This window comes from Lysobacter stagni (assembly GCF_030053425.1).
GTDB lineage: Bacteria > Pseudomonadota > Gammaproteobacteria > Xanthomonadales > Xanthomonadaceae > Lysobacter_J > Lysobacter_J stagni.
In genome coordinates, this window is sequence record NZ_JASGBI010000001.1 from 661,864 (window position 1) to 687,500 (window position 25,637).

A 25,637-nucleotide genomic window follows, 5' to 3' on the forward strand; every position below is an offset into this window, starting at 1 on the left:
AGTAATGGGGATCCAAAAAACTGCCCCGCGGAACCGCTCATTTTACCTGCCGCCGGGAGCCCCAACAACCGAGCTGGTCAAATTACACGGGATTGTCGGCAGATTTCGCAATCTTCTCATCCGTGGAGCCGCGCACGGAACGCGTTCGCGCCGCCGCTGGCGGCCGATGGCGCAACACTTCCGGCAAGCCGGAGGCTCTAGACTATTGGGCTTCCCAAGGCTGTCCCCTGGCCCCGAATGACCATCGATTCCGCATCCGCCGTCGCCAGCGATGGCCCGCCGGCACCCCGCGAGCTGATCAGCCCCGAGCTCCCGCCGCCGTCCGCCCCCTACCGGGCCGCCATCACCTCCGGCTGGGTCCGCGACGAGGCCAGCCACGTCCGCGCTCTGCTGGACCGCGCCCGCCTTCCCGATACCGAGCGCGCCGCCGCCCAGGCGACCGCCGCCGACCTGGTCCGCCGGGTCCGCGCCCGTGCCAAGGACCAGGGCGCGATCGAGGCCTTCATGCGCCAGTACGACCTGGGCAGCGAGGAAGGCGTCCTGCTGATGTGCGTGGCCGAAGCCCTGCTGCGCATCCCCGACCAGGAAACGGCCGACAAGCTCATCCGCGACAAGCTGGGCGATGCGGACTGGAAGAAGCACATGGGCCAGTCCGATTCGGTCCTGGTCAACGCCTCGACCTGGGGCCTGATGCTGACCGGCCATCTGGTCGACCTGAATGATGAGACCAAGCGCGACGTGCACGGCGCCTTCAAGCGCCTGCTCGGCCGCGTCGGCGAGCCCGTGATCCGCCTGGCCGTGCGCCAGGCCATGAAGATCATGGGCCACCAGTTCGTCATGGGCCGCACCATCGGCGAGGCGCTGGCGCGTTCGCAGAAGAACGGCAACGCCGCCTACCGCTATTCCTTCGACATGCTGGGCGAAGGCGCGCTGACCACGAAGGACGCGCTGCGCTACCTGCAGGCCTACCGCGATGCCATCCACGCGATCGGCAAGAGCGGCAACTTCCTCGGCACCGACGTATTCGCCGCGCCGTCGATCTCGGTGAAGCTCTCCGCGCTGCACCCGCGCTACGAACATGCCAAGCGTGAGCGCGTGTTCGCCGAGCTGGTGCCGCGCGTGCTTGAGCTGGCGCAAATGGCGAAGTCCTACGGCATCGGTTTCACCATCGACGCCGAGGAGGCCGACCGCCTCGAACTTTCGCTCGACGTCATCGCCGCGGCGTACACCGACGCATCGCTGGACGGCTGGGAAGGCTACGGCCTGGCGATCCAGGCGTACCAGAAGCGCGCGCCGGAGGCGATCGACTTCATCGCCGACCTCGCCCGCCGCCACGGCCGTCGCATTCCCGTGCGCCTGGTCAAGGGCGCGTACTGGGACAGCGAGGTCAAGCGCGCGCAGGTGGACGGCCAGCTGGGCTATCCGGTGTTCACGCGCAAGCCGAACACCGACGTCAGCTACCTGGCCAACGCGCGCAAGATGCTGGAAGCGTCGGACGCGATCTACCCGATGTTCGCCACGCACAACGCGCAGACCATCGCCACGATCCACCAGCGCGCGAAGTCGATGGGCCGCCAGAAGCACTTCGAGTTCCAGAAGCTGCACGGCATGGGCGACGACCTCTACGCCGAGGTGATCCCCGCCGATCGCCTGGACGTGCCGTGCCGCGTGTACGCACCGGTGGGCTCGCACGAAGACCTGCTGCCGTACCTGGTGCGCCGCCTGCTCGAGAACGGCGCCAACTCCAGCTTCGTCAACCGCATCACCGACGAGGACATCGCCATCGATGACCTCATCCACGACCCGGTCGCGACCGTTTCCGCATTCGAATCCATCGCGCATCCGCGCATCCCGCAGCCGCTCGATCTGTACCGCAGCTTCGGCATCGACAGGACCAATTCCATGGGCATCAACCTCGCCAACGACGATCAACTGCGCGCACTCGCCGAACAGGTCAACGCCGCCGCACGCAGTGACTGGCGCGCCGCGCCGCTGGTGCCGGGCGCGAAGACCATCGGCCCGGACATCGCCGTGACCAACCCGGCGGACCGTCGCCAGACCGTGGGCCAGTGGCAGGCCGCCGACAGCGCGACCGTGGAGAAGGCATTGCAGAACGCCGTCGCCGCGCACGATGCATGGAACGCAACGCCCGCCGCCAGCCGCGCCGCGATCCTGGAACACGCCGCCGACCTGCTCGAGCAGCGCATGCCGCAGTACCTCGCGCTGTGCACGCGCGAAGCCGGCAAGAGCATCCCCGACGGCGTGGCCGAAGTGCGCGAGGCGGTGGACTTCCTGCGCTATTACGCCGCCCAGGCACGCAAGCAGTTCGCGATCGAACCGCTGCCGGGCCCGACCGGCGAATCCAACACGCTGCAGCTCTCCGGCCGCGGCGTGTTCGTCTGCATCAGCCCGTGGAATTTCCCGCTGGCCATCTTCGCCGGCCAGATCGCCGCCGCGCTGGCTGCCGGCAACAGCGTCATCGCCAAGCCGGCCGAACAGACCAACCTGATCGGCTACTACGCCGTGAAGCTGCTGCACGAGGCGGGCATTCCCGAAGCGGTGCTGCAGTTCCTGCCGGGCGACGGCGCCACCGTCGGCGCGGCGCTGACGAAGGACCCGCGCATCGCCGGCGTCGCCTTCACCGGTTCGACCGACACCGCGCGCGCCATCAACCGCGCCCTCGCCGCGCGCGACGCCGCCATCGGCGTGCTGATCGCCGAGACCGGCGGCCAGAACGCGCTGATCGCCGACTCGTCCTCGCTGCCGGAACAGGTGGTCAAGGACGCGATCGCTTCGGCCTTCACCTCCGCCGGCCAGCGCTGCTCGGCCGCGCGCGTGCTGTTCGTGCAGGACGACATCGCCGACAAGGTCACCCACATGCTCGCCGGCGCAATGGCCGAGCTGAAGGTGGGCGACCCGGGCCTGCTGTCGACCGACGTCGGCCCGGTGATCGACGAGGACGCGCTGAAGATGCTGGTCGACCATGCCGCGCGCATGGACCGCGAAGCCACGAAGATCGCCGAAGTCGCACTCGATGCCGACGCCGGCAACGGCAGCTTCTTCGCTCCGCGCGCCTACGCGCTCAAGTCGCTGGACCAGCTGCACAAGGAAGTCTTCGGCCCGGTGCTGCACGTGCTGCGCTGGAAGGCCGACCAGCTGGATGCGGTGATCGACCAGATCAACGCCACAGGCTACGGCCTGACGCTGGGCATCCACTCGCGCATCGACGAGACCATCGAGAAGATCAGCGCGCGCGTGAAAGTGGGCAACTGCTACGTCAACCGCAACCAGATCGGCGCGGTCGTCGGCGTGCAGCCCTTCGGCGGGCAGAACCTGTCGGGTACCGGCCCGAAGGCCGGCGGCCCGCACTACCTGCCGCGCTTCGCCACCGAAAAGACCATCACCATCAACACGACCGCCGCGGGCGGCAACGCCTCGCTGCTGACGCTGGGCGACTGATCCACGGGCGACCGCCCGCTTCTTCCCGCCCCGAACCGAACGACGGCCCCGGCTCACACCGGGGCCGTCGTCGTTTGGGCGATCCGTCAGAGACGGCATCGCACGAGGAGTTCCCCGCGATGTCATGGACTTGTCGCGCGTCTGTTATCGGACTGTGATGCGACGACGGCGGCTGTGATGGGGATTTCAAGCCGATGGCGGCGACGCGAATGAGGGTTGGGGTCCGGCTGGACGGCAGCGTCCACCGATCCGACTCCTCCAGCGAGAACCGCCATGTCCCTGATGCAGTGGTACGCCCGACCGCAACGCCGCCTCCTCACCCTCGCGCTCCTCTCCGCCCTCGCCGGCCCCGCCTTCGCGGGGGGCAACTGCCAGCTTTTCGACGACACGGGCGCGGCGATTCCGATCGACAGCACGGCCACCGGCGTCGGTGCACTGGCCTGTGGACCGGACGCGAAGTCCACGGGCGACGGTGCGGTGGCGCTCGGCGACGAAACCACCGCGTCCGGCAGCAAGGCGACCGCGATCGGTTCGTGGATCGACCTGAACGGCGATGGGCTGGTCGACGCGAACGAGATCACCTGGGCCAAGGGCATGAACGCCACCGCGATCGGCGCCGCCACCCAGGCGCTGGGCAATGCTTCCACCGCGCTCGGCGCCCGCGCCGTGGCCAACCTCGACAACAGCGTCGCGATCGGCAACCAGGCCCAGACCCAGGCGGTGGGTACCAGCACGGTGACCACGCGCGAAGGTGCCACGCGCAACGGCAGCGGCACCGTGGTCACGACCAATCCCTCCACTTCGCTCCCGGCCTCGGGAAGCAACAGCATCGCGATCGGCTCGCAGGCGCGCGTCAACGGCAACAACAGCATCGTGATCGGGCCCGGTGCCAGCGCCGAGAAGATCACCAACCTGTACTCGGTGGCGGTGTCACCGGCGGGTAGCAAGGAAACGCAAATGACGATGGTCCAGCCGGTGAACAACACCGTGGTCATCGGCAACGCCGCGCGCGCCAATGGCGACGGAGTGACGGTCATGGGTGCCGGCGCCGTCGCCGAGCGCTACTCCCGCGTCCCCTTGAACGGCTTCGGTGGGCCATATGTGCTGACCAATGTCCCGGTGCCGGCCACCAACTCCACGGTCGTCGGCAGCGGCGCAGCCTCCAAGGGCATCAACAACGTCGTGCTCGGCAGCGGTGCCACGACCAGCGGGGACGGCCCCGACGCAACCGGAACGATCGAGTTCAAGGACCAGAACAGCACGATCGTCGGCTACCAGGCGGCAACGGTGCGCGGCTGGGGGGCGGCGTTCGGCTATCACGCGATCGCATACGGCCATGCGAGTACCGCGATCGGTACGGGCACCTATGCCGTGGGCACGGGTTCGACGGCGGTCGGCGGGTGGTTCGACGTCAACGCGGCGTTCGGCGCCACGCCTGTCAATACGCCGCCCAGCGGCTATGCCTTTGGCACCAACACGCCAGGCATGGCATCCCAGGCGTTTGGCGCCAACGCACGTACCTGGGGCAATTACGACACCGCACTGGGCCCGGCTGCGCGCACGAGTGATTTCGACAGTTCCCGCGGCGGCGGAAGTCTGTACAACTCCAACGACCAGAAAGTCATCAACGGCTCGATCGCCGTGGGCTTCGTGGCCTTCGCCGAAGGCCATGCCAGCATCGCCTTCGGCCAGCAGAGCCGCGCCCACGACTCCAACGCCATCGCGATCGGCAGCAAGAGCGTGGCCTGGGGCGCCGAAAGCCTCGCCCTGGGCGATGCCGCCATCGCAAGCTGGACCCTCGACACCGCCATCGGCAGCAACGCACAGACACTGGGTGGCTACGGCACCGGCAACATCGCTTTCGGCACCAACGCCCTGGTCGACGACGCCCTGGGTGGCGATGCCAGCAACGCGATGGCCTTCGGCACCGACGCGCGTGCGATGGCCAGCGACACCGTGTCGTTCGGCCACGATGCCTCGGCGAGCGCCGCGGGTGCGCTGGCGCTGGGCAACGCGACGCAGGCCAGCGGCACGTCCAGTGTCGCGCTGGGCGATGGGGCGCAAGCGTTCGGCGAATACGCATCGGCGCTCGGCGGCTACGCCTACGCAGGTGGCGACTTCGCACTGGCCGCAGGTACCAATGCCTTCGCGACGGGACTGAACAGCACCGCCGTCGGCTACAACAGCTATGCCTCGGGTGACGACAGTGCCGCGTTCGGCAGCTACGCGATCGCCGACGCGATGTCCTCCTCGGCGTTCGGCACGGGCGCGACTGCACTGGGCCAGGCCAGCGTGGCCGTCGGCAACACCGCGATCGCCGATTCGGCGATGGCGACGGCGGTCGGCAGTTCCGCACATGCGCGCACTCTGAAATCCGTGGCGGTCGGCACGAACGCGGACGCCGCGGGTGCATCGACCCTTGCACTCGGTAGTGATGCGGTGGCGCAGGCGGACAACAGCGTCGCACTCGGCGCCGGCACCGTCGCCGATCGCGCCAATACGGTGTCGATCGGCTCGGCCGGAAGCGAGCGCCAGATCGCGAATGTCGCAGCCGGCACGGAGGACACGGATGCGGTCAATGTGTCCCAGCTCAATACCGCACTGGCCGGCGTCGGCACCTCGATCGACGAGCTCGACCAGGCGGCGGTGAAGTACGACGACGCCACCACGCGTGACAAAGTGACGCTCGGCGGCACGACGGGCACCACCATCGGCAATCTGCGGGCGGGCCTTGCGACCAACGACGCCGTCAACGTCGGGCAGCTGCGTTCCGTGATCAATGCATTTGGCGGCGGCGCCACGTTCGACGGCAACGGCATCATGGTATTGCCGACCTTCCAGGTGCTCGGCGGGCAGTACAGCACCGTGACGGAAGCGTTCGCCGCGCTCGGCGCCAGCTTCATCGGACTGGGCGATCGCCTCACGCTCGTGGAGAACCACCTCGCCGGCCCGCATACGGACATTCCGGTCGGGACGGGCGATGGCCTGCCGGTCGGCGCGGGAACCGTGGCGGTCAGTCCGCGCGATACCGCCATCGGCACCGGCGCTACGGTGCAGGCGGACGGTAGCACCGCGCTGGGCAGCAATGCGTCGATCGTCGCAGGGGCGAGCAATGCGGTGGCGGTGGGCGCAGACGCGACGGTGAACTCGGCATCGGGCACGGCGGTCGGCCAAGGGGCGTCGGTCACGGCGACAAACGCAGTCGCGCTGGGCCAGGGCTCGGTCGCCAGTGAAGCGAACACCGTCTCCGTCGGCAGCACCGGGCGCGAACGTCGCGTCACCAATGTCGCCGCCGGTACCCGCGCCACGGATGCCGCCAACGTGCAGCAGATGCAGGTCGGTGACGCGCAGGCCGTCGCCACGGCGAATGCCTATACAGACGCCACCGCCACGCAGACGCTGACGCGCGCCAACGCCTACACGGACAGCCGTTACCAGTCGATGAGCGATGAGTTCACCAATCTGAAGAACGACATCGGTTATCGCCTGGGCAAGCAGGACGAACGCATCGACCGCCAGGGCGCGATGAGCGCGGCGATGCTCAACATGTCGATCAACGCCGCCAACTCGCGCAGTCCGCGCGGACGCGTCGGCGTCGGCGCCGGTTGGCAGAACGGCGAAAGCGCGCTGTCGATCGGCTACTCCCGGTCGATCGGCGAGCGCGCGTCGTTCTCGATCGGCGGCGCCTTCAGCAGCGACGACAGCGCAGCCGGCGTCGGCTTCGGCATCGACCTGTAGTTCCCGGCAGCCGCGGCGCCCGCAATGGGCGTCGCGGCTCGCACATCGCCCGACATCCCATCGCTCCATCAAGGAAATCGACCATGAACCTTCGCCGTACTCTGCTGAGCGTGATGATCGCCGGCGCCTGCGCGCCTGCTTTCGCCGCCACCGTCGACCTGTCCTCGCTCGAGGACGCCACCGTCTCGCCCCGTTTCATCGTGAAGTACCGCACCGGCAGTGCCGAGCGCACGCAACCTGCCGCACGCCAGCGTGCGCTTGCCGCTGCGGCCGAACGCGCGCGTCCGCAGATAGGCGCCGGCCAGAAGGGTAACGCCGCGTTGCGCATCGAATCGCTGCGTGCCACCGCCACCGGCACGCACGTGGTGCGCGCATCCCGAAAGCTCGATCGTGCGCAGGCCGAAGCCCTCATGCGCGCGATCGCCAGTGATCCGAACGTCGAATCGGTCAGTGTCGACCGACTGATGCGCCCCAGCGCGACACCGAACGATCCGGTGCTCGCCACACACCAGATGTGGCACTACGGCACCGGCAACGGCGGCGCCCGTGTGACCAGCGCCTGGAACGCGGGCGCGACCGGTGCAGGCATCGTGGTGGCGGTCATCGATACGGGCGCGACCCACCACGCCGACCTGGAGCCGAACCTTCTCCCCGGTTACGACTTCATCACCGACCACGAGTTGTCCGGCCGCCCCACCGATGAACGCGTCCCCGGCGGCTGGGACCTGGGCGACTACACCACGGCCGGCCAGTGTGGCGCGGGCTCACCCGGTGGCGACAGCAGCTGGCATGGCACGCACGTGGCGGGCACGATCGCGGAGGTGACCAACAACGGCGCCGGCGGCGCGGGCATCGCGTACGACGCGAAGGTAGTGCCGGTGCGCGTGCTCGGGCGTTGCGGCGGCACCCGAATCCAGCGGAGGTCATCAACATGAGCCTGGGCGGTTCGCATGCCTGCGAACCCGACACGCAGGCGTCCATCGACAAGGCTGTCGCGCTCGGCGCCACGGTCGTGGTTGCGGCGGGCAACGACAACGGGGATGTCATCAGCCACTCGCCGGCCAGCTGCGCACGCGTCGTCACCGTCGGTGCGACCGGTTATGCAGGCCAGCGCGCGGGCTACTCCAACTATGGCGCTGGCGTGGATCTTTCCGCACCGGGCGGCGCAGGCGTCGAAGGCTCGCCGAACGGCTATATCTGGTCCACGCACAACACGGGCAAGACGGCGCCGGAAGGCGACCGCATCGTCGGCATGACCGGTACGTCGATGGCGACGCCGCATGTCTCGGGCGTGATCGCGCTGATGCAGAGCGTCGCACCCAGGCCGCTCACGCCGCAGCAGGTCGAAGGCCTGCTGGTGTCCTCGGCCCGCGCGTTTCCGATCAAGCCAGATCGCGCGATCGGTTCGGGCATCCTCGACGCCTCTGCTGCGGTGGACCGTGCCCGGACCTTCGGACAGCCGATCCAGGCCGTGCCGCTGACCAGCAACATCGCCGAATCGATGCCGCCGCTGGCCGGTGGGCAGAGCGTGATCTACGCGATCGACATCCCCGCCGGCCGCGATCGACTGGAAGTAACGACGTACGGCGGTCGCGGCACGCTAGCGATGTACGCCAACTACGAAGTCGAGCCAATGTCGGCCGCGAACATCGCCTCGTCCGTGCGTCCTGGCACCAACCAGGTCGTCAACATCAACGCGCCGGCGGAAGGCCGGTACTACATCAAGGTGACGGCGACCGCCGACTCCGCCGGCGTACTGGTGCGCGCTCGCATCTTCTGATCGTAACGACACGGTCGGCCGGGGCATGGGTGCCCCGGCCGTTTCGACTCCACCGCCGTGCTGTCTCTGTCACGCACGCCACCACCAACGCTGCTTGCGCAGTCTCCGCAATCGCCCTCTTGCGGAATGTCCGGCGCAACTCGCAGTGGCGGGGCAGCATCAACTGCCATAACCGATCCGAAACACCCCGCGTCTGCAGCTCGATGCGAGCCGGCATCGCGGTTACGCATGGGACTTTGTCGCAGCACTGCCGTCGATGCTTCGGATCAGGCTTGATGCTGGCCACCGCAGGCCAACGCACCATCCAGCAATGGCCGAAGAGAGACCACGTCTTAGTCGCCTGCGAACGTGTCCGCGGTACGCTCCGGGGACGGCAAGGGCACGAAGGATGGCCAGGCGCATGCGCCTTCCGATATTCCGGTTTGGTGGATTCGAGCTCGATCCCGCTGCACGCGAGCTTCGGCGGCAGGGAGAGCGTGTCCCGTTGGCGCCGAAATCGTTCGACTGCCTGACCTACCTCGTTGCCCATCGCGACCGCGCGGTGGGGCGCGACGAACTCATCGCTGCCGTCTGGGGCCGCGTCGATATCACAGACACTGTCGTTGCCCAGACCATGCTGCGTGCACGCAAGGCATTGGGCGATGTATCGCAGGGGTTCGTGCGCACGGTGCCGCGGTTCGGTTATCACTGGGTTGCACCGATCCAGGAGATCGCGCGCGGCGAAGTCGCGCCGGCGATCGGCACGATGGTCGGCGATGCGGCGCCTGCCACCTTCATCCGCGGCGAGCGAACACCCGCGTGGCGTCGAAGAATCGCACTCGGCATCATCGTGGTGGCTGCACTCACGGGCGTGGTCGCGTGGCCCCTGCTGCCGGTACCGGGGGCGCCCTGGCATGTCGCTCGACTCGTGGACACCGGCGCTGTACTCGTGCTTCCGGTCCGAGTGGAATCGTCGGATGGTGAAGACGCGTGGGTGAGCCTGGGCACCATGGATTACCTCGCCAGTCGGCTGCGCCAAGGTGGACTGCGCGTCGTGCCGAGCGAGCAGGCATTGCATCTGAACGCACAAGCCGCCGCTTCGCGACCGCTCGATCCGGCACAGGCCCAGGCGCTGCAGCGCCTGGGCGAAGTGCGATGGGTGATCGCTCCGGAGGCCGTGCGTGATGCGCGCGGTTGGCGCCTGCGCCTGGCCGTGTTCCACGACGGCCATGAACACCTGATTGAAGCGCGCGGCGCCAGCGCGCTTGCGGCGGCCGCCAGTGCCGCCGACGCATGGCTGCGCCGGGTACATCCTCATCGCGCGCGCTCCGACGTCAGTCCCGGCGAACTCGACGAACGATTGCAGCAGGTCGACGCCGTACTACTGGCCGGAAAGCTCACCGCCGCGCGCCGCCGAGCAGACCGCGCTGCGCTTAGCCGATGTCGCTACTGCGTATAGGGGGGCGCGGATCGCGCACTGTCGCGAGTCCAGATGCCGGTACGCGGCGGCCTTGATACCTTTGCCGCGACCAGAATGCCGCGTGGCTATACCGCGCGTTGCGCGGTCGGTGATGTCAGAACAGTCACCGGCGCGCGTGCAATAGTTGCGCGGGGAACGCGATACCGCCATCGAACCGCCGCTTTGATCGACGCATCCCACAACACGACGGCCATGCAGAGGCCCACAACAAAAAGCCCCGCCGAAGCGGGGCTTTTCGTCGATGCCACGAGGGCGTTGTGGATCAGAACTGGTACTGCGCGGCGACACCGAACAGATCCGCATGGCCGGAGAACTTGCCGGTCAGGCGCGAGCCGCTGCTGGACACCACGTCGACGGTCGGGCTGTCGATCTCGATGCGCATGTACGCGGCGTCGACGCTGAACGCCGGCGTGGCGCGCCAGGTCATGCCGAGCGTGTACAGCTGGCGGTCGTTGTCCGGCAGGCGCGGCGTGCGCGTCTGGTCGTTGGTCGGCGTCTCGTCGTACGCGATGCCCGCGCGGAACGTGAAGGCATCGTTGAAGTCGTACTCGCCGCCCACGGCGTACATCATCGAATCGGACCAGCGGAAGGCTTCGCTCGAGACCGCCGTGCCGTCGGCGCGGACGATGTCGACCGAACGCATCGAATCCCAACCGGTCAGCTGGGCGTCGGCCATCATGCGGAACTTGTCATTGAAGTCGTACTGCACGCTCAGCGTGTCGACCGACGGCGTGGTCAGCTTCGCGCCACCGGGGCCGTCGTTGTACGTGGTGATGCCACGCGCGCTGAACAGCGCAGCGACGTTGGCCGGCACGGTGAAGTCGATGGTGCCGTCCAGCTCGGTGTCGATCTCCGAACGGTGCGAGTAGCCGATCGACAGCGCGTCGGTCGGACGGAACTGCGCGCCGACGATCCAGCCGAAGCCGGTGTCGTCGCCTTCGACCGAGGCGGAGCCGTCGTTCTTCTGCGGACCGAACGGCGCGGCAACCGGGTTCGGCGTCGTGCACGCTGCGGCGCTGATGCGGCAGATGCCGGAACCGAAATCCACGGCGTTGGTCAGGGTGGCTTCGGCGCGCTGGTAGATCAGGCCCAGGCCAACCGAGAACCTGTCGGTGATGGCCAGGCCGGCCGACAGGGTCAGGTCGATGGTCTTCAGGTCCGACTTCACGGCGTTGTAACGGCCGACCCAGTCGCTGTCGTATTCGGTCATCAGGCCGAACGGCGCGGAGATGCTGGCGCCCAGCGTCAGGTTCTCGAACTGGCCACTCAGCGGAACCACGACGGCCAGTGCGGGGACGACGGTCGCGTCGCCCGGGTCACCGCCGTCGCCGCCGCGCAGCGGGCTCTGCAGCGGGGTGCCGGCTGCGGCCACGCCGCCGCCGTTGAAGTCCGCGGTAAGGTCGATGACGGTGACGTCAGCCTGTACGGTGGTCTTGTCCAGGTTGACCATCGCGGCCGGGTTGTTGCTCACGACCGACGCGTCCTTCTTGGCCACGGCCGTGCCTGCATTGGCGCGGCCCATGTTCTGGACGCTGTTTTCGCGGATCTGGAAGCCCGTTGCGGCGGCATTGCCGAAGGTCAGTGCGCCAGCGATGCCGAGCGCCAACGCCGTGAGGCGCGTGAAACGGGAAGCGTGTTGCATGCGTATCGTCTCCGTTGGAGTATTTTTTGGTTCCGGAACGTCATTGCCTGACCCCGGCCGAGCCGGTCGCCAGTGCGCGCCGGAAACCCCTCCCGACGTACGACGCCGTATGCACTATAACCCGGCTTTTAACCGGAGGCTAACAACGGCCGGCATGCTTCTTTCCGCTCGCAACTCATTGGTTTTCTTGCCCTATTCAGGCGGAAATCCTTGCTCGCGCAGGCGCCTGCCGTGTTCGTGACGATCCCCGGTCGCGAGCGCGCGCCGATGCGCTGGGCAACCCCAGTTCTGTTCAGCCTGCTGTGGCTGTGCTTCGTGGCGGTCGAGGTGATGCCCGGGCAGGAACAGCGGCGTCTGCTGCTGGAATGGGGCGCCCTGTCCGGCGGCCTCGCCACCGTGCAGGAATGGTCCAACGCATTGCGCACCGGCAGCCTGCTGCGGCTGTTCAGTGCCTTGTTCCTGCATGCGGACTGGGCCCACCTGCTGGGCAACCTGGTGTTCCTGTTGATCTTCGGCCTTCCTGCCGAGCGCGCGATGGGGCCCTGGCGCCTGCTGATCCTGTTTCTCTTCGGCGGTGCCATCGCCAACCTGGCGGCGGTGATCGCGATCGGCACGCCGGACCGGCTGATCATCGGCGCCAGCGGCGCGGTGTCGGCGCTGATCGGCGCCTACCTGGCGCTATTCCCCGGGGCGAAGCTGGGCGTCGTGGTGCCGCTGGGCCTGTTCCTGCAGTTCGTGAAGGTCCCCGCGCCGCTGCTGATCGGGGTGTGGGCGCTGCTGCAGCTGGTCTTCACCTTCATCGGCCCGGCGTTCGGCGCGGTGGCATGGTCGGCGCACCTGGCGGGCTTCGCCTTTGGCGGCATATTCGCGCTCATCGCGCGTGCCGGCATCGCGCGGCGCATGCGTCGCAAGCGGGGATTCTGAGCCGACTTGCCGCTGCGCACTTGAGTCGGCACCGTGCCGACCCCATCGTCCCGCTGGCGACTCACGAAACGACCGGTCCGGCCATGTCCAAGCCTCTCTACAAAGTGACTTTCCTCAACGCCGGCAAGGTGTACGAGCTGTACGCGCGCACGGTCGCTTCCGGCGCGCTGTGGGGCTTCACCGAAGTCAGCGAGCTGGTGTTCGACGTGCACGACGGCGTGGTGATCGACCCCACCGAGGAACGCCTGCGCGACGAGTTCGGCAACACGCGGGCGCTGCACCTGCCGATGCACAGCATCGTGCGCATCGAGGAAGTGGAGCGCAAAGGCCAGTCGGCGATCCGCGACGCGGCCACGGGCGAGAAGGTGGTCACACCGTTCCCGCTGCCGGCGAAACCGCGCTGAGCCAACGTCGCGACCAGCTGGCCGTCAGTGCCTGCGAACCAGCCGTCGGTTGAGCAGCGGCAGAACCAGCTCCTCGCCGAGCAAGCCGTCGTTGAACTGCTCGGTCATGCGTCGCTCAAGCAGGTACTGGGCCCAGAAGCGGTCCCACTTGCGCCGCTTGCGCGGCGCGGGCACGTGCAGCTTCCAGTCCACGCGGATGCAGTCGGCGTGGCATACCGGGAAGGCGAACGCCGCGATGGATTGCGGCTTGCGCTGGAGTTTGCGGCAGGCAAGACACGCAAACGTGCGGTTGCTCACTGCTTCTTCGCGGCAGGCCTGGTCGCGGCGCTCGCCACCGGCTTCTTCAGCTCGACCAGCGCGGCCGCGATCGGCGCATCGCCATCGAGCACATCGCCGGCGTTGTCGCCCGGCTGGCCGTCCTCGCTCTCTTCTTCGCCGTCGCCGCGCAGGTGGCCGCGCAGGCTCGCTTCACTGAAGTTGCGCACGCTCTTGTCGTCGGCTTTTTCCGGATGCAGCACAACATCCGGCGAGATGCCCAGCGCCTGGATCGACTTGCCGCTGGGCGTGTAATAGCGCGCGGTGGTGAGCTTCACCGAATCGCCGTTGTCCAGCGGCAGCACCGTCTGTACCGAACCCTTGCCGAAGGTGCGACTGCCAACGATGCGTGCGCGGTTGTTGTCGCGCAACGCACCGGCAAGCACTTCCGAAGCGCTCGCCGAGCCGGCGTCCACCAGCACCACCACCGGCGCGCCGTTGAGGCGGTCGCCCGGCGTCGCGGCGAACTCGGCGTCGCTGATGGCGATGCGGCCACGCGTGCTGACGATCTTGCCCGACTCCAGCAGGTCGTCGGCGATCTGCACCGCCGAGGTCAACAGGCCGCCCGGATTGCTGCGCAGGTCGATCACCAGGCCGCGCAGCTTGCCGCCGGCCTGTGCCTTCAGGGCTTCGACCTTGGTCTCGAAATCCGCCGCGGTATCGGCCTGGAACGCACTGATGCGGATGTAGCCGTAACCCGGCTCGAGCATCTTGCTGCGCACCGAGGCGACGCGGATGGTTTCGCGCTGGATGGTCAGGTCGAACGGCTTCTCGCGACCCTCGCGCACGATGGTGAGGGTGACCTTGCTGCCCGACGGACCGCGCAGCGGGCCGGAGTTGTCGCCCTCATCGGGCTTGAACGCCTTGCCGTCGATCGCGGTGATGACATCGCCCGCCTTGATGCCGGCGCGCGCGGCCGGCGTATCGTCGATGGGCGCGATCACGCGCAGCGAGCCGTCCGGCTGGCGCATGAGCTCCACGCCGACGCCGTCGTAGGCGCCGCGCGATTGCTCTTCGAAACTGTCGGCGTCGGCCTTGTCCAGGTAGACGCTGTGCGGGTCCAGGTCGAACAGCAGACCGCGGATGGCCGAGTGCATGAGCTTGTGATCGTCCACCGGTTCGACGTACGCCTGCTTCACCGCGTTGTAGACCGACACATAACGACGGATTTCGTCCAGCGGCACTTTCGCTTCGGCGGTTTCGGCGTCCGGCGATTCGATCGACGCGTCGGCCTGCGCCGGCTCGGTCTCCTGCGCGGACGCTGGAAGGGCCATCGCGCCCGCCAGAGCGAGCGGAACGATAAAACGCAGGGACATGCAGGGACTCCGGAACCAGACGGGGGTGGCGCGAGCGCGCCGCCCATGGCGGTGATTATGGGCACGTCCGGGCGGCGCGGTGGAAGGCTTTCGTTAATCGCGACGCGCGCGGTGCGCGATGTTCAGGGGTCAGCGGCGCAGCCACGTGCCGGGGTTCACCGGCGCGCCATTGCGACGCAGTTCGAAGTACAGCGCCGGGCGGCCATGCCCCCCGGAACTGCCGACCGTGGACACGGTATCGCCGCGCTTGACCCGCTCGCCCACGTCCTTGAGCAGGGCGTCGTTGTGTGCGTACAGGCTCATGTAGCCGTTGCCGTGATCGACGATGAGCAGCAGGCCGTAGCCCGTCATCCATTCGGCATAGACGACCTGGCCGTCGGCCACCGCCTTCACCGGCGTGCCGGCACCGGCCGCGATGAGCAGACCGTCGCTGCTGCGGCCGTCGGGCATCGTCGCGCCGAAGCCGGCGAGCAGAGCGCCCGACACGGGCCAGCCCATGCCACCGACCTGCGGCGCGCTGGCGACCGTGACCGGCTTGCGAATCGGCCCTTCGGACGGACGTGCGGCGGCGCGGGCGGTACGCTCCGCGGCGGCCTTGCGCTGCGCTTCGGCGCGCTCGGCGGCGACGCGCAGCTTCTTCAGCAGCTGCTCCAGGCCTTTGGCGTCGCGACCGAGTTCACGTTCGCGCGTGCTGCGGTCCTTGTAGCGTTCGTCGAGTTGCGCGACGAGCGAGGCGCGCGCCTTGCGATCGCTCTGCAAGCGGCCGAGCCGGTCGCGTTGCGTCTGGCGCGTGCGATCCAGCTGCGTGCGTCGCTCGACGATGGCCCGTTCCAGATCGTTGAGTTCACTCAGTTGCGCGTCGAGCTGGGCGATGCGCTGCATGCGATCGCGCTGCAGGTACCCGTAGTACGCGAGCATGCGGCTGCCATCGGCGACACGGTCCTGCGCGAGCAGCAGCTTGAGCGGCGCATCCTGGCCCTGCAGGTAGGCCGCGCGAAGCAGTTGCGCGAGCTCCTGGCGCTGCGCGCCCATGCTCGACTGCAACGCCGTGCGCTGTCGCTGCAGATCGGCGAGCGAGGCCTGCTCGCGCGCCATCCGCGTTTCGATCTCGCGCAGCTGACGGTTGGAACGGCCGACCTTCTCGTCTGCGTCGCGCAGGTCGCGCGATGCGCTGCCGCGCTGGCTTTCGATCTTGCGGCGCTCGGCCGCGACCGACTTGAGCTCGGTCTGGATCTTCTCCAGCTTGCGTTCGGCATCGCGACTGTTCTGCGCGGCCGCAGGCAGCGCCAGCATCGCGCTGGCGAGGAGCACGCCGACGAACGCGCGCCGCATCGGCATCAGCCGGCGAGCAGACTCGTGCCGCTCATCTCCGCCGGTTGCGGCAGGCCGAGCAGGTCGAGGATCGTCGGCGCGACATCCCGCAGCGCGCCACCGCTGCGCAGCGTGGCCGGGCGCGGGCCCAGATATACGAACGGCACGGGGCCGACCGTGTGCGCGGTGTGTGGCTGGCCGGTCGAGGGGTCGCGCATCATTTCCAGGTTGCCGTGGTCGGCGGTGATCAGCAGCGCGCCACCGGTATCGCGCACGGCCTGGGCGACGGCGCCGATGGCGATGTCGACCGCTTCGGCCGCCTTGATCGCCGCGGCGATATCGCCGGTATGACCGACCATGTCCGGATTGGCGATGTTGCAGATCGCCACGTCGATCGCGCCGGAACGGATGGCGCCGGTGAGCTTCTCGGTGACTTCGGGGCAGCTCATCTCCGGCTGCAGGTCGTACGTGGCGACCTTCGGGCTGGGCACGAGGATGCGCGTTTCGCCGGCATAGGGTTCCTCGCGGCCGCCGCTGAAGAAGAACGTGACGTGCGCGTACTTCTCGGTTTCGGCGATGCGCAGCTGGGTGAGGCCGTTGTCGGCCAACACTTCGCCCAGCGTGTGGCGGAGGTCGTCGGGGCCGAAGGCCACCGGCGCCGGGAGCTTGGCGTCGTACTCGGTGAGGCAGACGAAGCGCGACAGCTTCGGGCGGCGCGCGTGGAAGCCGTCGAAGTCCGGCGACACGAACGCGGCGGTGAGCTGGCGCGCGCGGTCGGCGCGGAAGTTCATGAAGACCACCGCATCGCCATCGGCCATCGGCACGTGGCCCTCGATGACGGTGGGCACGACGAACTCGTCGTTCTCGCCGCGCTGGTAGGCCTGCAGCAGGGCTTCGACCGGACCGGTGACGACGTGCTCGCTCTTTGCCTCGACCATCGCGTCCCAGGCGCGCTGCAGTCGGTCCCAGCGCTTGTCGCGGTCCATCGCGTAATAGCGGCCGCTGACAGTGGCCACGTGCGCATTGCCGAGCTTGCGGCAGACATCCTGCAACCTCACCAGGCTGGGCTCGGCGGACTTCGGCGGCATGTCGCGTCCATCGAGGAACGCATGCACCGCGACCTTCGCCACACCGGCCTGGCTGGCCAGTTCGAGCATCGCGAAGATGTGGTTCTCGTGGCTGTGCACACCGCCGGGCGACAGCAGGCCCATCACGTGCAGCGTGCCGCCGTTGTTCTGCGCCGCGGCGCAGGCGGCGCGCAGTTCTTCGTTGCCGAAGAAGGTGCCGTCCTCGACGGCTGCGTCGATGCGCGTGAGGTCCTGGTAGACGATGCGACCGGCGCCCAGGTTCATGTGGCCGACTTCGGAATTGCCCATCTGCCCGTCCGGCAGGCCCACGTGGCGGCCTTCGGTGTGGATCAGCGTGTGTGGCGCCGCCTTCAGCAACGCGTCCCAGTTCGGCAGCGTGGCCTGCGCGAGCGCGTTGTCGGTGGGGTCTTCGCGGTGTCCCCAGCCATCGAGGATCAGCAGGACCACGGGTTTCGGGCGCACGGAGGAGGCTGGCACGTGGGTTCCACTCGCAGGGGAAAAGGTGACTTCGGGCACGGGTGTGCACGGGCGATGGCTGCGATTGTAGCGAAGCGACCTAAACCGACGGGGCCTTCGCCGCATCCATTGGATCTGAAGCCCGTCCCAACACGGAAACCGAAACGATGCGTATGAGCCCCGCCCTCGTCCTCCCGCTCGCCCTGGCGCTGGCCGCCCCGGCCCTTGCCGCCCAGGACGTCGACAAAGTCAACGGCAGCATCACCGTCGAGGCCGGCCAGGAAGCCGGCGACCTCTCGACCGTCAACGGCAGCATCAAGATCGGCGCGGGTGCCCGCACCGGCAAGGCCGAAACCGTCAACGGCAGCATCAGCGTCGCCGAGAACGTCACGGCCGGCGGCCTGGAAACGGTCAACGGCAGCATCCGCGTCTCCGGCAAGGGCAAGCTGTCCAGCGGCCTGGAGACCGTCAACGGCGGCATCTTCGTCGATCGTGGCGGCGACGTGCGGGGCGACATCGAGACCGTGAACGGTGCCATCGGCCTGGTCGACACCGACCTGTCGGGCGGCATCACCACCGTCAACGGCGACGTCACGGTGGGCGTGGATTCGCACGTGAAGGGCGGCATCCACTACACCAAACCGAGCCAGTCCTGGTTCTCGTTCAACCAGCGCGACCCGAAGGTCATCATCGGCCCGAACGCGGTCGTCGACGGTCCGCTGGTGTTCGAACGCAAGGTCGAGCTGTACGTGCACAGCAGCGCCAAGACCGGCCCCATCACCGGCGCATCTGCGGTCCGCTTCGACGGCGCCACGCCGCCCGGCCAGTAAGCGCGAACCGAACTGCCGGGTCGTGCACGACGCGACCCGGAATCCCGGGCCTAGAATGGGCCAGCCCCGGTCGCGACCGCGGGTCTGGTCCATTCCGGAGGTCCCATGTCCCGAGATTCCCTGCTCAGCACCGCCTTGCTGGCGAGTGCGGCGATGGCCGGCGCGGTCGCGCTGTCCGCCTGTTCCAAGCCCGCCGCGGATACCCCGACGGCCGCCACCGCTCCGGCGTCCACAGCCGGCAGCACGCACGCCTTCAACGACGCGATCAACGCCGCCGATTTCGCCGAGCACGTGAAGGTGCTGGCGTCGGACGAGTTCGAAGGGCGCGCGCCCGGCAGCACCGGTGAGGAGAAGACCGTCCAGTACCTGGAAGCGCAGTTCAAGCGCATGGGTCTGAAGCCGGGCAACGGCGACAGCTACTTCCAGACCGTGCCGATGGTGGAGACCACCGCGGACGAGTCGACCGTGCTGAAGCTGGACGTGAAGGGCCAGCCCCGCGAGCTGAAGTTCGGCACCGACATGGTGGTCGGCACGCGCACGGGGCAGAGCAACGTGAAGGTCGACGGCAGCGATCTGGTCTTCGTCGGCTACGGTGTGAATGCACCGGAGCAGAACTGGAACGACTACGCCGGCCTCGACGTGAAGGGCAAGACGGTGGTGATGTTCGTCAACGACCCCGGCTTCCACGCGCAGGATCCGAAGCTGTTCGAAGGCAAGCGGATGACGTACTACGGCCGCTGGACCTACAAGTTCGAAGAAGCCGCCCGCCAGGGCGCGGCTGCGGCACTGATCATCCACGACACCGAAGGGGCGTCCTACGGCTGGGACGTGGTGAAGAACTCCTGGTCGGGCGCGCAGTTCGATCTTCCCGCGAAGGACGACCCGGAACCGCGCCTGCCCGTGCAGGGCTGGATCACCGGCGAGGCCGCGCGCAGTCTGCTGGCCGCCACCGGGCATAACCTGGACGATCTGTACAAGGCCGCCAACAAGCCCGGATTCAAGCCGATCGCGCTGCCGGCCAGGCTGTCGGTGGACCTGAAGAGCCAGACGCGCGAGAAGTCGTCGCGCAATGTCGTCGCTGTGCTGCCGGGCGCCAAGCGTCCGGATGAGGCGATCGTCTACATGGCGCACTGGGACCACTTGGGCAACCACGGCCATGACGCCGACGAACACGGCGGCGCGAGTGCAGGCGAACCGCACGCCGACACCATCTACAACGGCGCCATCGACAACGCGACCGGCGTGGCGGGCATCCTCGAGATCGCCGAGGCGTTCAGCAAGCAGACGCCGCCGCCGGATCGCTCGCTGGTATTCCTCGCCGTGACGCTGGAGGAATCCGGCCTGCTGGGTTCGAAGTACTACGTGTCGCATCCGTCGGTGCCGCTCAACAAGACGGTGGCGGTGATCAACCTGGATGCCATGCCGGTGATCGGCCAGGCGCGCGACATGACGGTGGTGGGTTTCGGCAGCTCGGAACTGGAGGATCTGCTGAAGACCGTCGCCGAAGGTCAGCAGCGCGTGCTGCACGCAGAGGCGACGCCGGAAGACGGCTTCTACTTCCGCTCCGATCATTTCAACTTCGCCAAGGCCGGCGTGCCCGCGCTGTACGCAAAGGGCGGCGACGAGCTGACCGAAGGCGGCGTCGAGGCAGGTCGAAGGGCGCAGTCGGACTATCGCGACAACCGCTATCACAAGCCGGGCGACCAGTTCGATCCGTCGTGGAAGATGGAGGGCGTGGTGCAGGACCTGGACGCGCTGTACGGTGTCGGCCGCACGCTGGCCGGTAGCGAGCAGTGGCCGAACTGGTACGAGGGAAATGCCTTCCGTTCCGCGCACGACAAGCTGATGCAAGCGGCGAAGTAACTCCCCGCCGCCATGCGACCGGAGCGGCGCCCTAGCGGGCGCCGTTTTCGTTTTCGGCTACGCTGTTCGCCTCTTCCGGCCCGCTGGAGCCTGCATGACGCTCACCACCGCCTACGTGTGTGTCCTGATCGCCGCACTGCTGCCGTACCTCTGGGTCGTCGTGGCCAAGGCCAGCGGCGAGCGCTACGACAACCGCGACCCGCGTCGCTGGCAGGAGAAGCAGCCGTCGCAGCGGTCGCAACGGGCGAACGCCGCGCAGCTCAACGGCTATGAAGCCTTCGCACCGTTTGCGGCGGGTGTGATCCTGGCGCAGCTGGCCGGTGTCGCGCATGAGCAGATCGCGACGCTGTCATTGGCGTTCGTCGTACTGCGCCTCCTGCACGGTCTGCTCTACATCGCTGGGCGCCATTACCTGCGCTCGCTCGTCTGGGCCCTCGGGTTTGCCTGCATCCTGTGGCTGCTGGTACAGGCCGCGATGCATGTCACGCCCTGAGTCACGGGTAACGGAATAAGGGCTTCTCGTTGAACGGCACGCGATCCACCGATGTTTCTGTTGCGCCTTTGCTTGCGGCGCTGTCGCAGGAAGGTTTCCGCTTCGTGGACGGCGAGGCGATGCGCTCGTTGCTGGAGGCGTACGGCTCGCTCGCGGACTGGCCCGCGTTTGCAGCCAGCTGGGAGACGTTGGAACCGGATCTGTACCTGGCCAACGTAGGACTTCATCGGCGGCGTCGGCATGCCGTGTTCTCGGCGGGCCACGCAGGCGCGATCACCCGTGAGGCACATCAACCGCACTACCAGAGCCGCGACTACAACACGCTGCAGGGCGGCATCGAACGGTGGTTCGAGCCTGTCCTGCCTGAGGTCGCGGACAGCCAGACACTGCAGACGGTCCTCGGGTTCTGCCAGGCACTGTTCGGCGAGCTGTCGCCCGAAGTCGGGCAGTGGCAGGTCGAGGTGCATCAGTTCCGCATCGAGGCGCGCGCCGACGAACCAGGCCAGCCCACGCCCGAAGGCGTACATCGCGACGGCGTGGATTACGTGCTGGTGTTGATGGTCGATCGACACAACATCGCCAGCGGAACCACGACCATCCACGACGCCGAAGCGCGAACGCTCGGCAGCTTCACGCTGCGACGCCCGTTCGATGCTGCGCTGGTGGACGATCGCCGCGTGTACCACGGCGTCACGCCCGTGCAGGCAGAAGACACGAGCGCACCTTCGCACCGCGACGTGCTGGTGGTGACGTTCCGGCGGATGTAGATCGCGGGCGGATCGCGTCGGTGTGCCGCTTGTCGTGATGATGGGCGTTCGCGCGTGTCGGGGTGGCCGAAATTCCGCGATTCGCAGACCACATGAACTCGGGTCCGAAACGATTGTCGAGACCACCGCAGCCTGGGGGATGCCCTGGGCACATCAACGGCGCGCACTAGCCGCAGCGGGGCGTCGGAGAGACGCTTGCACGGGAATCTCGAAAGGCACCATCCCACGGCGCGGCACACGACGGCGGCGCCACTGGATTGGCGCGATGGGTAAGCATCAAACGGTTTTGCGGGGCGCAAAAAGAAGAAGGCCCGTCCTTGCGGACGGGCCTTCGGTGTAAATGTCCAGCGATGACCTACTCTTGCATGGCTTAAGCCACACTACCATCGGCGCGGGTGCGTTTCACTTCCGAGTTCGGAAAGGGATCGGGTGGGACCACACCGCTATGGTCACTGGACAAGGGGGTGAAGCGGCGCTTGGAGCGCCAGCTTGCATGGGTTGGAAAAGTAGCGAATGAGGCGAATGTCGTCGACGTATCGTCGAGACCAAGGCCACTTGAGGTTATATGGTCAAGCCACACGGATCATTAGTACAGGTTAGCTCAATGCATTGCTGCACTTACACACCCTGCCTATCAACCACCTGGTCTTGATGGTTCCTTTAGGGGAGTCAAGCTCCCGGGAGATCTCATCTTGAGGCGCGCTTCCCGCTTAGATGCTTTCAGCGGTTATCGCTTCCGAACATAGCTACCCGGCAGTGCCACTGGCGTGACAACCGGAACACCAGAGGTTCGTCCACTCCGGTCCTCTCGTACTAGGAGCAGCCCCTCTCAAATCTCCAACGCCCACGACAGATAGGGACCGAACTGTCTCACGACGTTCTGAACCCAGCTCGCGTACCACTTTAAATGGCGAACAGCCATACCCTTGGGACCGACTACAGCCCCAGGATGTGATGAGCCGACATCGAGGTGCCAAACACCGCCGTCGATATGAACTCTTGGGCGGTATCAGCCTGTTATCCCCGGAGTACCTTTTATCCGTTGAGCGATGGCCCTTCCATACAGAACCACCGGATCACTAAGACCTACTTTCGTACCTGCTTGATCCGTCGATCTTGCAGTCAAGCACGCTTATGCCTTTGCACACAGTGCGCGATGTCCGACCGCGCTGAGCGTACCTTCGTGCTCCTCCGTTACACTTTGGGAGGAGACCGCCCCAGTCAAACTACCCACCATACACGGTCCCCGATCCGGATTACGGACCCAGGTTAGAACGTCAAGCACTTCAGGGTGGTATTTCAAGGATGGCTCCACCAGAGCTAGCGCCCTGGTTTCATAGCCTCCCACCTATCCTACACAGAAGAACTCAACGTTCAGTGTAAAGCTATAGTAAAGGTTCACGGGGTCTTTCCGTCTTGCCGCGGGAACGCTGCATCTTCACAGCGATTTCAATTTCACTGAGTCTCGGGTGGAGACAGCGCCGCTGTCGTTACGCCATTCGTGCAGGTCGGAACTTACCCGACAAGGAATTTCGCTACCTTAGGACCGTTATAGTTACGGCCGCCGTTTACCGGGGCTTCGATCAAGAGCTTCGCCTTGCGGCTGACCCCATCAATTAACCTTCCGGCACCGGGCAGGCGTCACACCCTATACGTCCACTTTCGTGTTTGCAGAGTGCTGTGTTTTTGATAAACAGTCGCAGCGGCCTGGTCACTGCGGCCCTTCTCAGCTATGAACCAAAAAGGGCGCACCTTCTCCCGAAGTTACGGTGCTATTTTGCCTAGTTCCTTCACCCGAGTTCTCTCAAGCGCCTGAGAATTCTCATCCTGCCCACCTGTGTCGGTTTACGGTACGGTCTGCGTAAGCTGAAGCTTAGGAGCTTTTCCTGGAAGCGTGATATCGGCAGCTCAGTCCTAATGGACTCGTCCTTAGTCTCAACGTTGCCCCCCCGGATTTGCCTAAGGGGACCGCCTCAACTCTCTCACCGGGACAACCAACGCCCGGCCTGCCTAACCTTCTCCGTCCCTCCATCGCACTTACGCGAGGTGCTGGAATATTAACCAGCTTCCCATCGACTACGCATTTCTGCCTCGCCTTAGGGGCCGACTCACCCTGCGTCGATTAACGTTGCGCAAGGAAACCTTGGGCTTTCGGCGTGCGGGCTTTTCACCCGCATTATCGTTACTCATGTCAGCATTCGCACTTCCGATACCTCCAGCGGACTTCTCAATCCACCTTCATCGGCTTACGGAACGCTCCTCTACCGCGCACAACAAGTTGTGCACCCCAAGCTTCGGTTCCGTGCTTAGCCCCGTTAAATCTTCCGCGCAGACCGACTCGACCAGTGAGCTATTACGCTTTCTTTAAAGGGTGGCTGCTTCTAAGCCAACCTCCTGGCTGTCTGTGCCTTTCCACATCGTTTTCCACTTAGCACGAAATTTGGGACCTTAGCTGTGGGTCTGGGTTGTTTCCCTTTTCACGACGGACGTTAGCACCCGCCGTGTGTCTCCCATGCAGTCTGTCCTGGTATTCGGAGTTTGCCATGGTTTGGTAAGTCGCAATGACCCCCTAGCCATAACAGTGCTCTACCCCCAGGAAGATTCACATGAGGCGCTACCTAAATAGCTTTCGAGGAGAACCAGCTATCTCCGGGTTCGATTAGCTTTTCACTCCTAATCACACCTCATCCCCTACCTTTGCAACGGGAGTGGGTTCGGGCCTCCAGTTGATGTTACTCAACCTTCACCCTGGGCATGACTAGATCACCCGGTTTCGGGTCTACTGCCCGCGACTATGCGCCCTTATCAGACTCGGTTTCCCTTCGCCTCCCCTATACGGTTAAGCTCGCCACGAACAGTAAGTCGCTGACCCATTATACAAAAGGTACGCCGTCACCCTTGCGGGCTCCGACTGCTTGTACGCACACGGTTTCAGGGTCTATTTCACTCCCTTCACCAGGGTTCTTTTCGCCTTTCCCTCACGGTACTGGTTCACTATCGGTCGGTCAGGAGTATTTAGCCTTGGAGGATGGTCCCCCCATGTTCAGACAGGGTTTCTCGTGCCCCGCCTTACTCGATTTCATCGAATGAGCCCCTTCGCATACTGGGCTGTCACCGTCTATGGCCGACCTTTCCAGGTCGTTTTGCTGAAACTCATTCGACTTAAGGGCTGGTCCCCGTTCGCTCGTCACTACTTAGGGAATCTCGGTTGATTTCTTTTCCTCCGGGTACTTAGATATTTCAGTTCTCCGGGTTTGCTTCCAGCAGCTATGTATTCACTGCAGGATACTGCTTGCGCAGTGGGTTTCCCCATTCGGACATTGCGGGATCAATGCTTGTTGCCAGCTCCCCCGCACTTTTCGCAGGCTGCCACGTCCTTCATCGCCTCTGACCGCCAAGGCATCCACCGTGTGCGCTTATTCGCTTGACCATATAACCCCAAGTCGCCTCGGAGTCATTGGGTTCGGGGGTACAAAGCCCGAACTCGAATATAACGACTCAATTAATAAAGTGTCCGAAGACACTCGCCTTAGCCTCACGACACGTCATGGACATTCGTCTCAAAACGCTCGCTACTTTTCCAGTTTTTCAAAGAACGCGACCTGGCCTCAGCGCCAAACCGCTTCAATTCTTGATGTGTGCGCAATCTAGTTTCGTTTCGGAAGTGGTGGGTCTGGGAGGACTCGAACCACCGGCCTCACCCTTATCAGGGGTGCGCTCTAACCACCTGAGCTACAGACCCAAAAGTCGTGCACGGCTGGTTTGGTGGAGCTTGTCGGGATCGAACCGACG

14 protein-coding genes, 2 tRNA genes, 2 rRNA genes and 2 pseudogenes (1 of these 20 running past the window's edge) are annotated in these 25,637 nt (G+C 66.2%); 11 read left to right on the forward strand and 9 right to left on the reverse strand.

Features of this window, described 5'->3' with window-relative positions:
• Window positions 1-237: 237 nt before the first annotated feature.
• The 5 genes and pseudogenes from putA (at window position 238) to QLQ15_RS02990 (ending at window position 10,415) form a co-directional block, all read left to right on the forward strand.
• On the forward strand, window positions 238-3,459 hold the full coding sequence (gene putA / locus QLQ15_RS02970; protein WP_283211372.1) for a bifunctional proline dehydrogenase/L-glutamate gamma-semialdehyde dehydrogenase PutA: 3,222 nt from the start codon (window positions 238-240) through the stop codon (window positions 3,457-3,459).
• A gap of 273 nt (window positions 3,460-3,732) precedes the next feature.
• Entirely contained in the window at window positions 3,733-7,197 is a 3,465-nt protein-coding gene (locus QLQ15_RS02975; protein ID WP_283211373.1) for a YadA-like family protein, read from the forward strand.
• Window positions 7,198-7,709: 512 nt separating this feature from the next.
• Window positions 7,710-8,548: pseudogene (locus QLQ15_RS02980) on the forward strand (S8 family serine peptidase); the annotation flags it as partial.
• Between the two features lie 150 nt (window positions 8,549-8,698).
• Complete coding sequence (locus QLQ15_RS02985) at window positions 8,699-8,977, forward strand: PPC domain-containing protein (protein ID WP_283213914.1); 279 nt, start codon at window positions 8,699-8,701, stop codon at window positions 8,975-8,977.
• 400 nt (window positions 8,978-9,377) lie between these two features.
• Complete coding sequence (locus QLQ15_RS02990) at window positions 9,378-10,415, forward strand: winged helix-turn-helix domain-containing protein (protein WP_283211374.1); 1,038 nt, start codon at window positions 9,378-9,380, stop codon at window positions 10,413-10,415.
• A 283-nt stretch (window positions 10,416-10,698) separates the two neighbouring features.
• On the opposite strand, the gene QLQ15_RS02995 is transcribed toward QLQ15_RS02990, so the two are convergent.
• Window positions 10,699-12,078 (reverse strand): OmpP1/FadL family transporter, encoded by a 1,380-nt coding sequence (locus QLQ15_RS02995; RefSeq protein ID WP_283211375.1) that lies wholly within the window; start codon window positions 12,076-12,078, stop codon window positions 10,699-10,701.
• A gap of 231 nt (window positions 12,079-12,309) precedes the next feature.
• Here QLQ15_RS02995 and QLQ15_RS03000 point away from each other — a divergent pair, with 231 nt between their 5' ends.
• Both QLQ15_RS03000 and QLQ15_RS03005 read left to right on the forward strand, forming a co-directional pair.
• Window positions 12,310-13,002, forward strand: a complete 693-nt coding sequence (locus QLQ15_RS03000; protein WP_283211376.1) for a rhomboid family intramembrane serine protease — start codon at window positions 12,310-12,312, stop codon at window positions 13,000-13,002.
• A gap of 83 nt (window positions 13,003-13,085) precedes the next feature.
• On the forward strand, window positions 13,086-13,406 hold the full coding sequence (locus tag QLQ15_RS03005) for a DUF1820 family protein (RefSeq protein ID WP_283211377.1): 321 nt from the start codon (window positions 13,086-13,088) through the stop codon (window positions 13,404-13,406).
• A 24-nt stretch (window positions 13,407-13,430) separates the two neighbouring features.
• On the opposite strand, the gene QLQ15_RS03010 is transcribed toward QLQ15_RS03005, so the two are convergent.
• From QLQ15_RS03010 to gpmI, 4 genes and pseudogenes are all read right to left on the reverse strand, one after another.
• Complete coding sequence (locus QLQ15_RS03010) at window positions 13,431-13,703, reverse strand: hypothetical protein (RefSeq protein WP_283211378.1); 273 nt, start codon at window positions 13,701-13,703, stop codon at window positions 13,431-13,433.
• A 2-nt stretch (window positions 13,704-13,705) separates the two neighbouring features.
• Window positions 13,706-15,037, reverse strand: a pseudogene (locus QLQ15_RS03015) (S41 family peptidase); the annotation flags it as partial.
• A 129-nt stretch (window positions 15,038-15,166) separates the two neighbouring features.
• Window positions 15,167-16,375 carry a murein hydrolase activator EnvC family protein gene (locus tag QLQ15_RS03020; protein WP_283211379.1) on the reverse strand — a complete coding sequence of 403 codons (1,209 nt, stop codon included), beginning with the start codon at window positions 16,373-16,375 and terminating at the stop codon, window positions 15,167-15,169.
• On the reverse strand, window positions 16,375-17,883 hold the full coding sequence (gpmI, locus tag QLQ15_RS03025) for a 2,3-bisphosphoglycerate-independent phosphoglycerate mutase (protein WP_283211380.1): 1,509 nt from the start codon (window positions 17,881-17,883) through the stop codon (window positions 16,375-16,377). The genes QLQ15_RS03020 and gpmI overlap by 1 nt, the downstream gene beginning before the upstream one ends.
• A 182-nt stretch (window positions 17,884-18,065) precedes the next feature.
• Here gpmI and QLQ15_RS03030 point away from each other — a divergent pair, with 182 nt between their 5' ends.
• From QLQ15_RS03030 to QLQ15_RS03045, 4 genes are all read left to right on the forward strand, one after another.
• Window positions 18,066-18,722 (forward strand): DUF4097 family beta strand repeat-containing protein, encoded by a 657-nt coding sequence (locus QLQ15_RS03030; RefSeq protein WP_283211381.1) that lies wholly within the window; start codon window positions 18,066-18,068, stop codon window positions 18,720-18,722.
• Between the two features lie 105 nt (window positions 18,723-18,827).
• Window positions 18,828-20,585 carry a M28 family metallopeptidase gene (locus QLQ15_RS03035; protein WP_283211382.1) on the forward strand — a complete coding sequence of 586 codons (1,758 nt, stop codon included), beginning with the start codon at window positions 18,828-18,830 and terminating at the stop codon, window positions 20,583-20,585.
• Window positions 20,586-20,679: 94 nt separating this feature from the next.
• Window positions 20,680-21,078, forward strand: a complete 399-nt coding sequence (locus QLQ15_RS03040; protein WP_283211383.1) for an MAPEG family protein — start codon at window positions 20,680-20,682, stop codon at window positions 21,076-21,078.
• A 119-nt stretch (window positions 21,079-21,197) separates the two neighbouring features.
• Window positions 21,198-21,845, forward strand: a complete 648-nt coding sequence (locus QLQ15_RS03045) for a 2OG-Fe dioxygenase family protein (protein ID WP_283213915.1) — start codon at window positions 21,198-21,200, stop codon at window positions 21,843-21,845.
• 342 nt (window positions 21,846-22,187) lie between these two features.
• On the opposite strand, the gene rrf is transcribed toward QLQ15_RS03045, so the two are convergent.
• The 4 genes from rrf to QLQ15_RS03065 all read right to left on the reverse strand — a co-directional run.
• Window positions 22,188-22,302: ribosomal RNA gene (gene rrf / locus QLQ15_RS03050) — 5S ribosomal RNA — on the reverse strand.
• Between the two features lie 108 nt (window positions 22,303-22,410).
• Window positions 22,411-25,275, reverse strand: a 23S ribosomal RNA gene (locus QLQ15_RS03055).
• A gap of 235 nt (window positions 25,276-25,510) precedes the next feature.
• Window positions 25,511-25,587, reverse strand: a tRNA-Ile gene (locus QLQ15_RS03060).
• Window positions 25,588-25,608: 21 nt separating this feature from the next.
• Window positions 25,609-25,637 (reverse strand) — tRNA-Ala (locus QLQ15_RS03065) (it continues 47 nt past the right edge of the window).

Coding starts and splice junctions, on each gene's coding strand:
- QLQ15_RS02975 (WP_283211373.1), top strand. CDS start 3,733: ATGTCCCTGATGCAGTGGTACGCCCGACCGCAACGCCGCCTCCTCACC.
- QLQ15_RS03020 (WP_283211379.1), bottom strand. CDS start 16,375: ATGCCGATGCGGCGCGCGTTCGTCGGCGTGCTCCTCGCCAGCGCGATG.
- QLQ15_RS03045 (WP_283213915.1), top strand. CDS start 21,198: ATGCGCTCGTTGCTGGAGGCGTACGGCTCGCTCGCGGACTGGCCCGCG.
- QLQ15_RS02990 (WP_283211374.1), top strand. CDS start 9,378: ATGCGCCTTCCGATATTCCGGTTTGGTGGATTCGAGCTCGATCCCGCT.
- QLQ15_RS03030 (WP_283211381.1), top strand. CDS start 18,066: ATGAGCCCCGCCCTCGTCCTCCCGCTCGCCCTGGCGCTGGCCGCCCCG.
- QLQ15_RS03005 (WP_283211377.1), top strand. CDS start 13,086: ATGTCCAAGCCTCTCTACAAAGTGACTTTCCTCAACGCCGGCAAGGTG.
- QLQ15_RS03040 (WP_283211383.1), top strand. CDS start 20,680: ATGACGCTCACCACCGCCTACGTGTGTGTCCTGATCGCCGCACTGCTG.
- QLQ15_RS02985 (WP_283213914.1), top strand. CDS start 8,699: ATGCCGCCGCTGGCCGGTGGGCAGAGCGTGATCTACGCGATCGACATC.
- QLQ15_RS02995 (WP_283211375.1), bottom strand. CDS start 12,078: ATGCAACACGCTTCCCGTTTCACGCGCCTCACGGCGTTGGCGCTCGGC.
- QLQ15_RS03035 (WP_283211382.1), top strand. CDS start 18,828: ATGTCCCGAGATTCCCTGCTCAGCACCGCCTTGCTGGCGAGTGCGGCG.
- putA (WP_283211372.1), top strand. CDS start 238: ATGACCATCGATTCCGCATCCGCCGTCGCCAGCGATGGCCCGCCGGCA.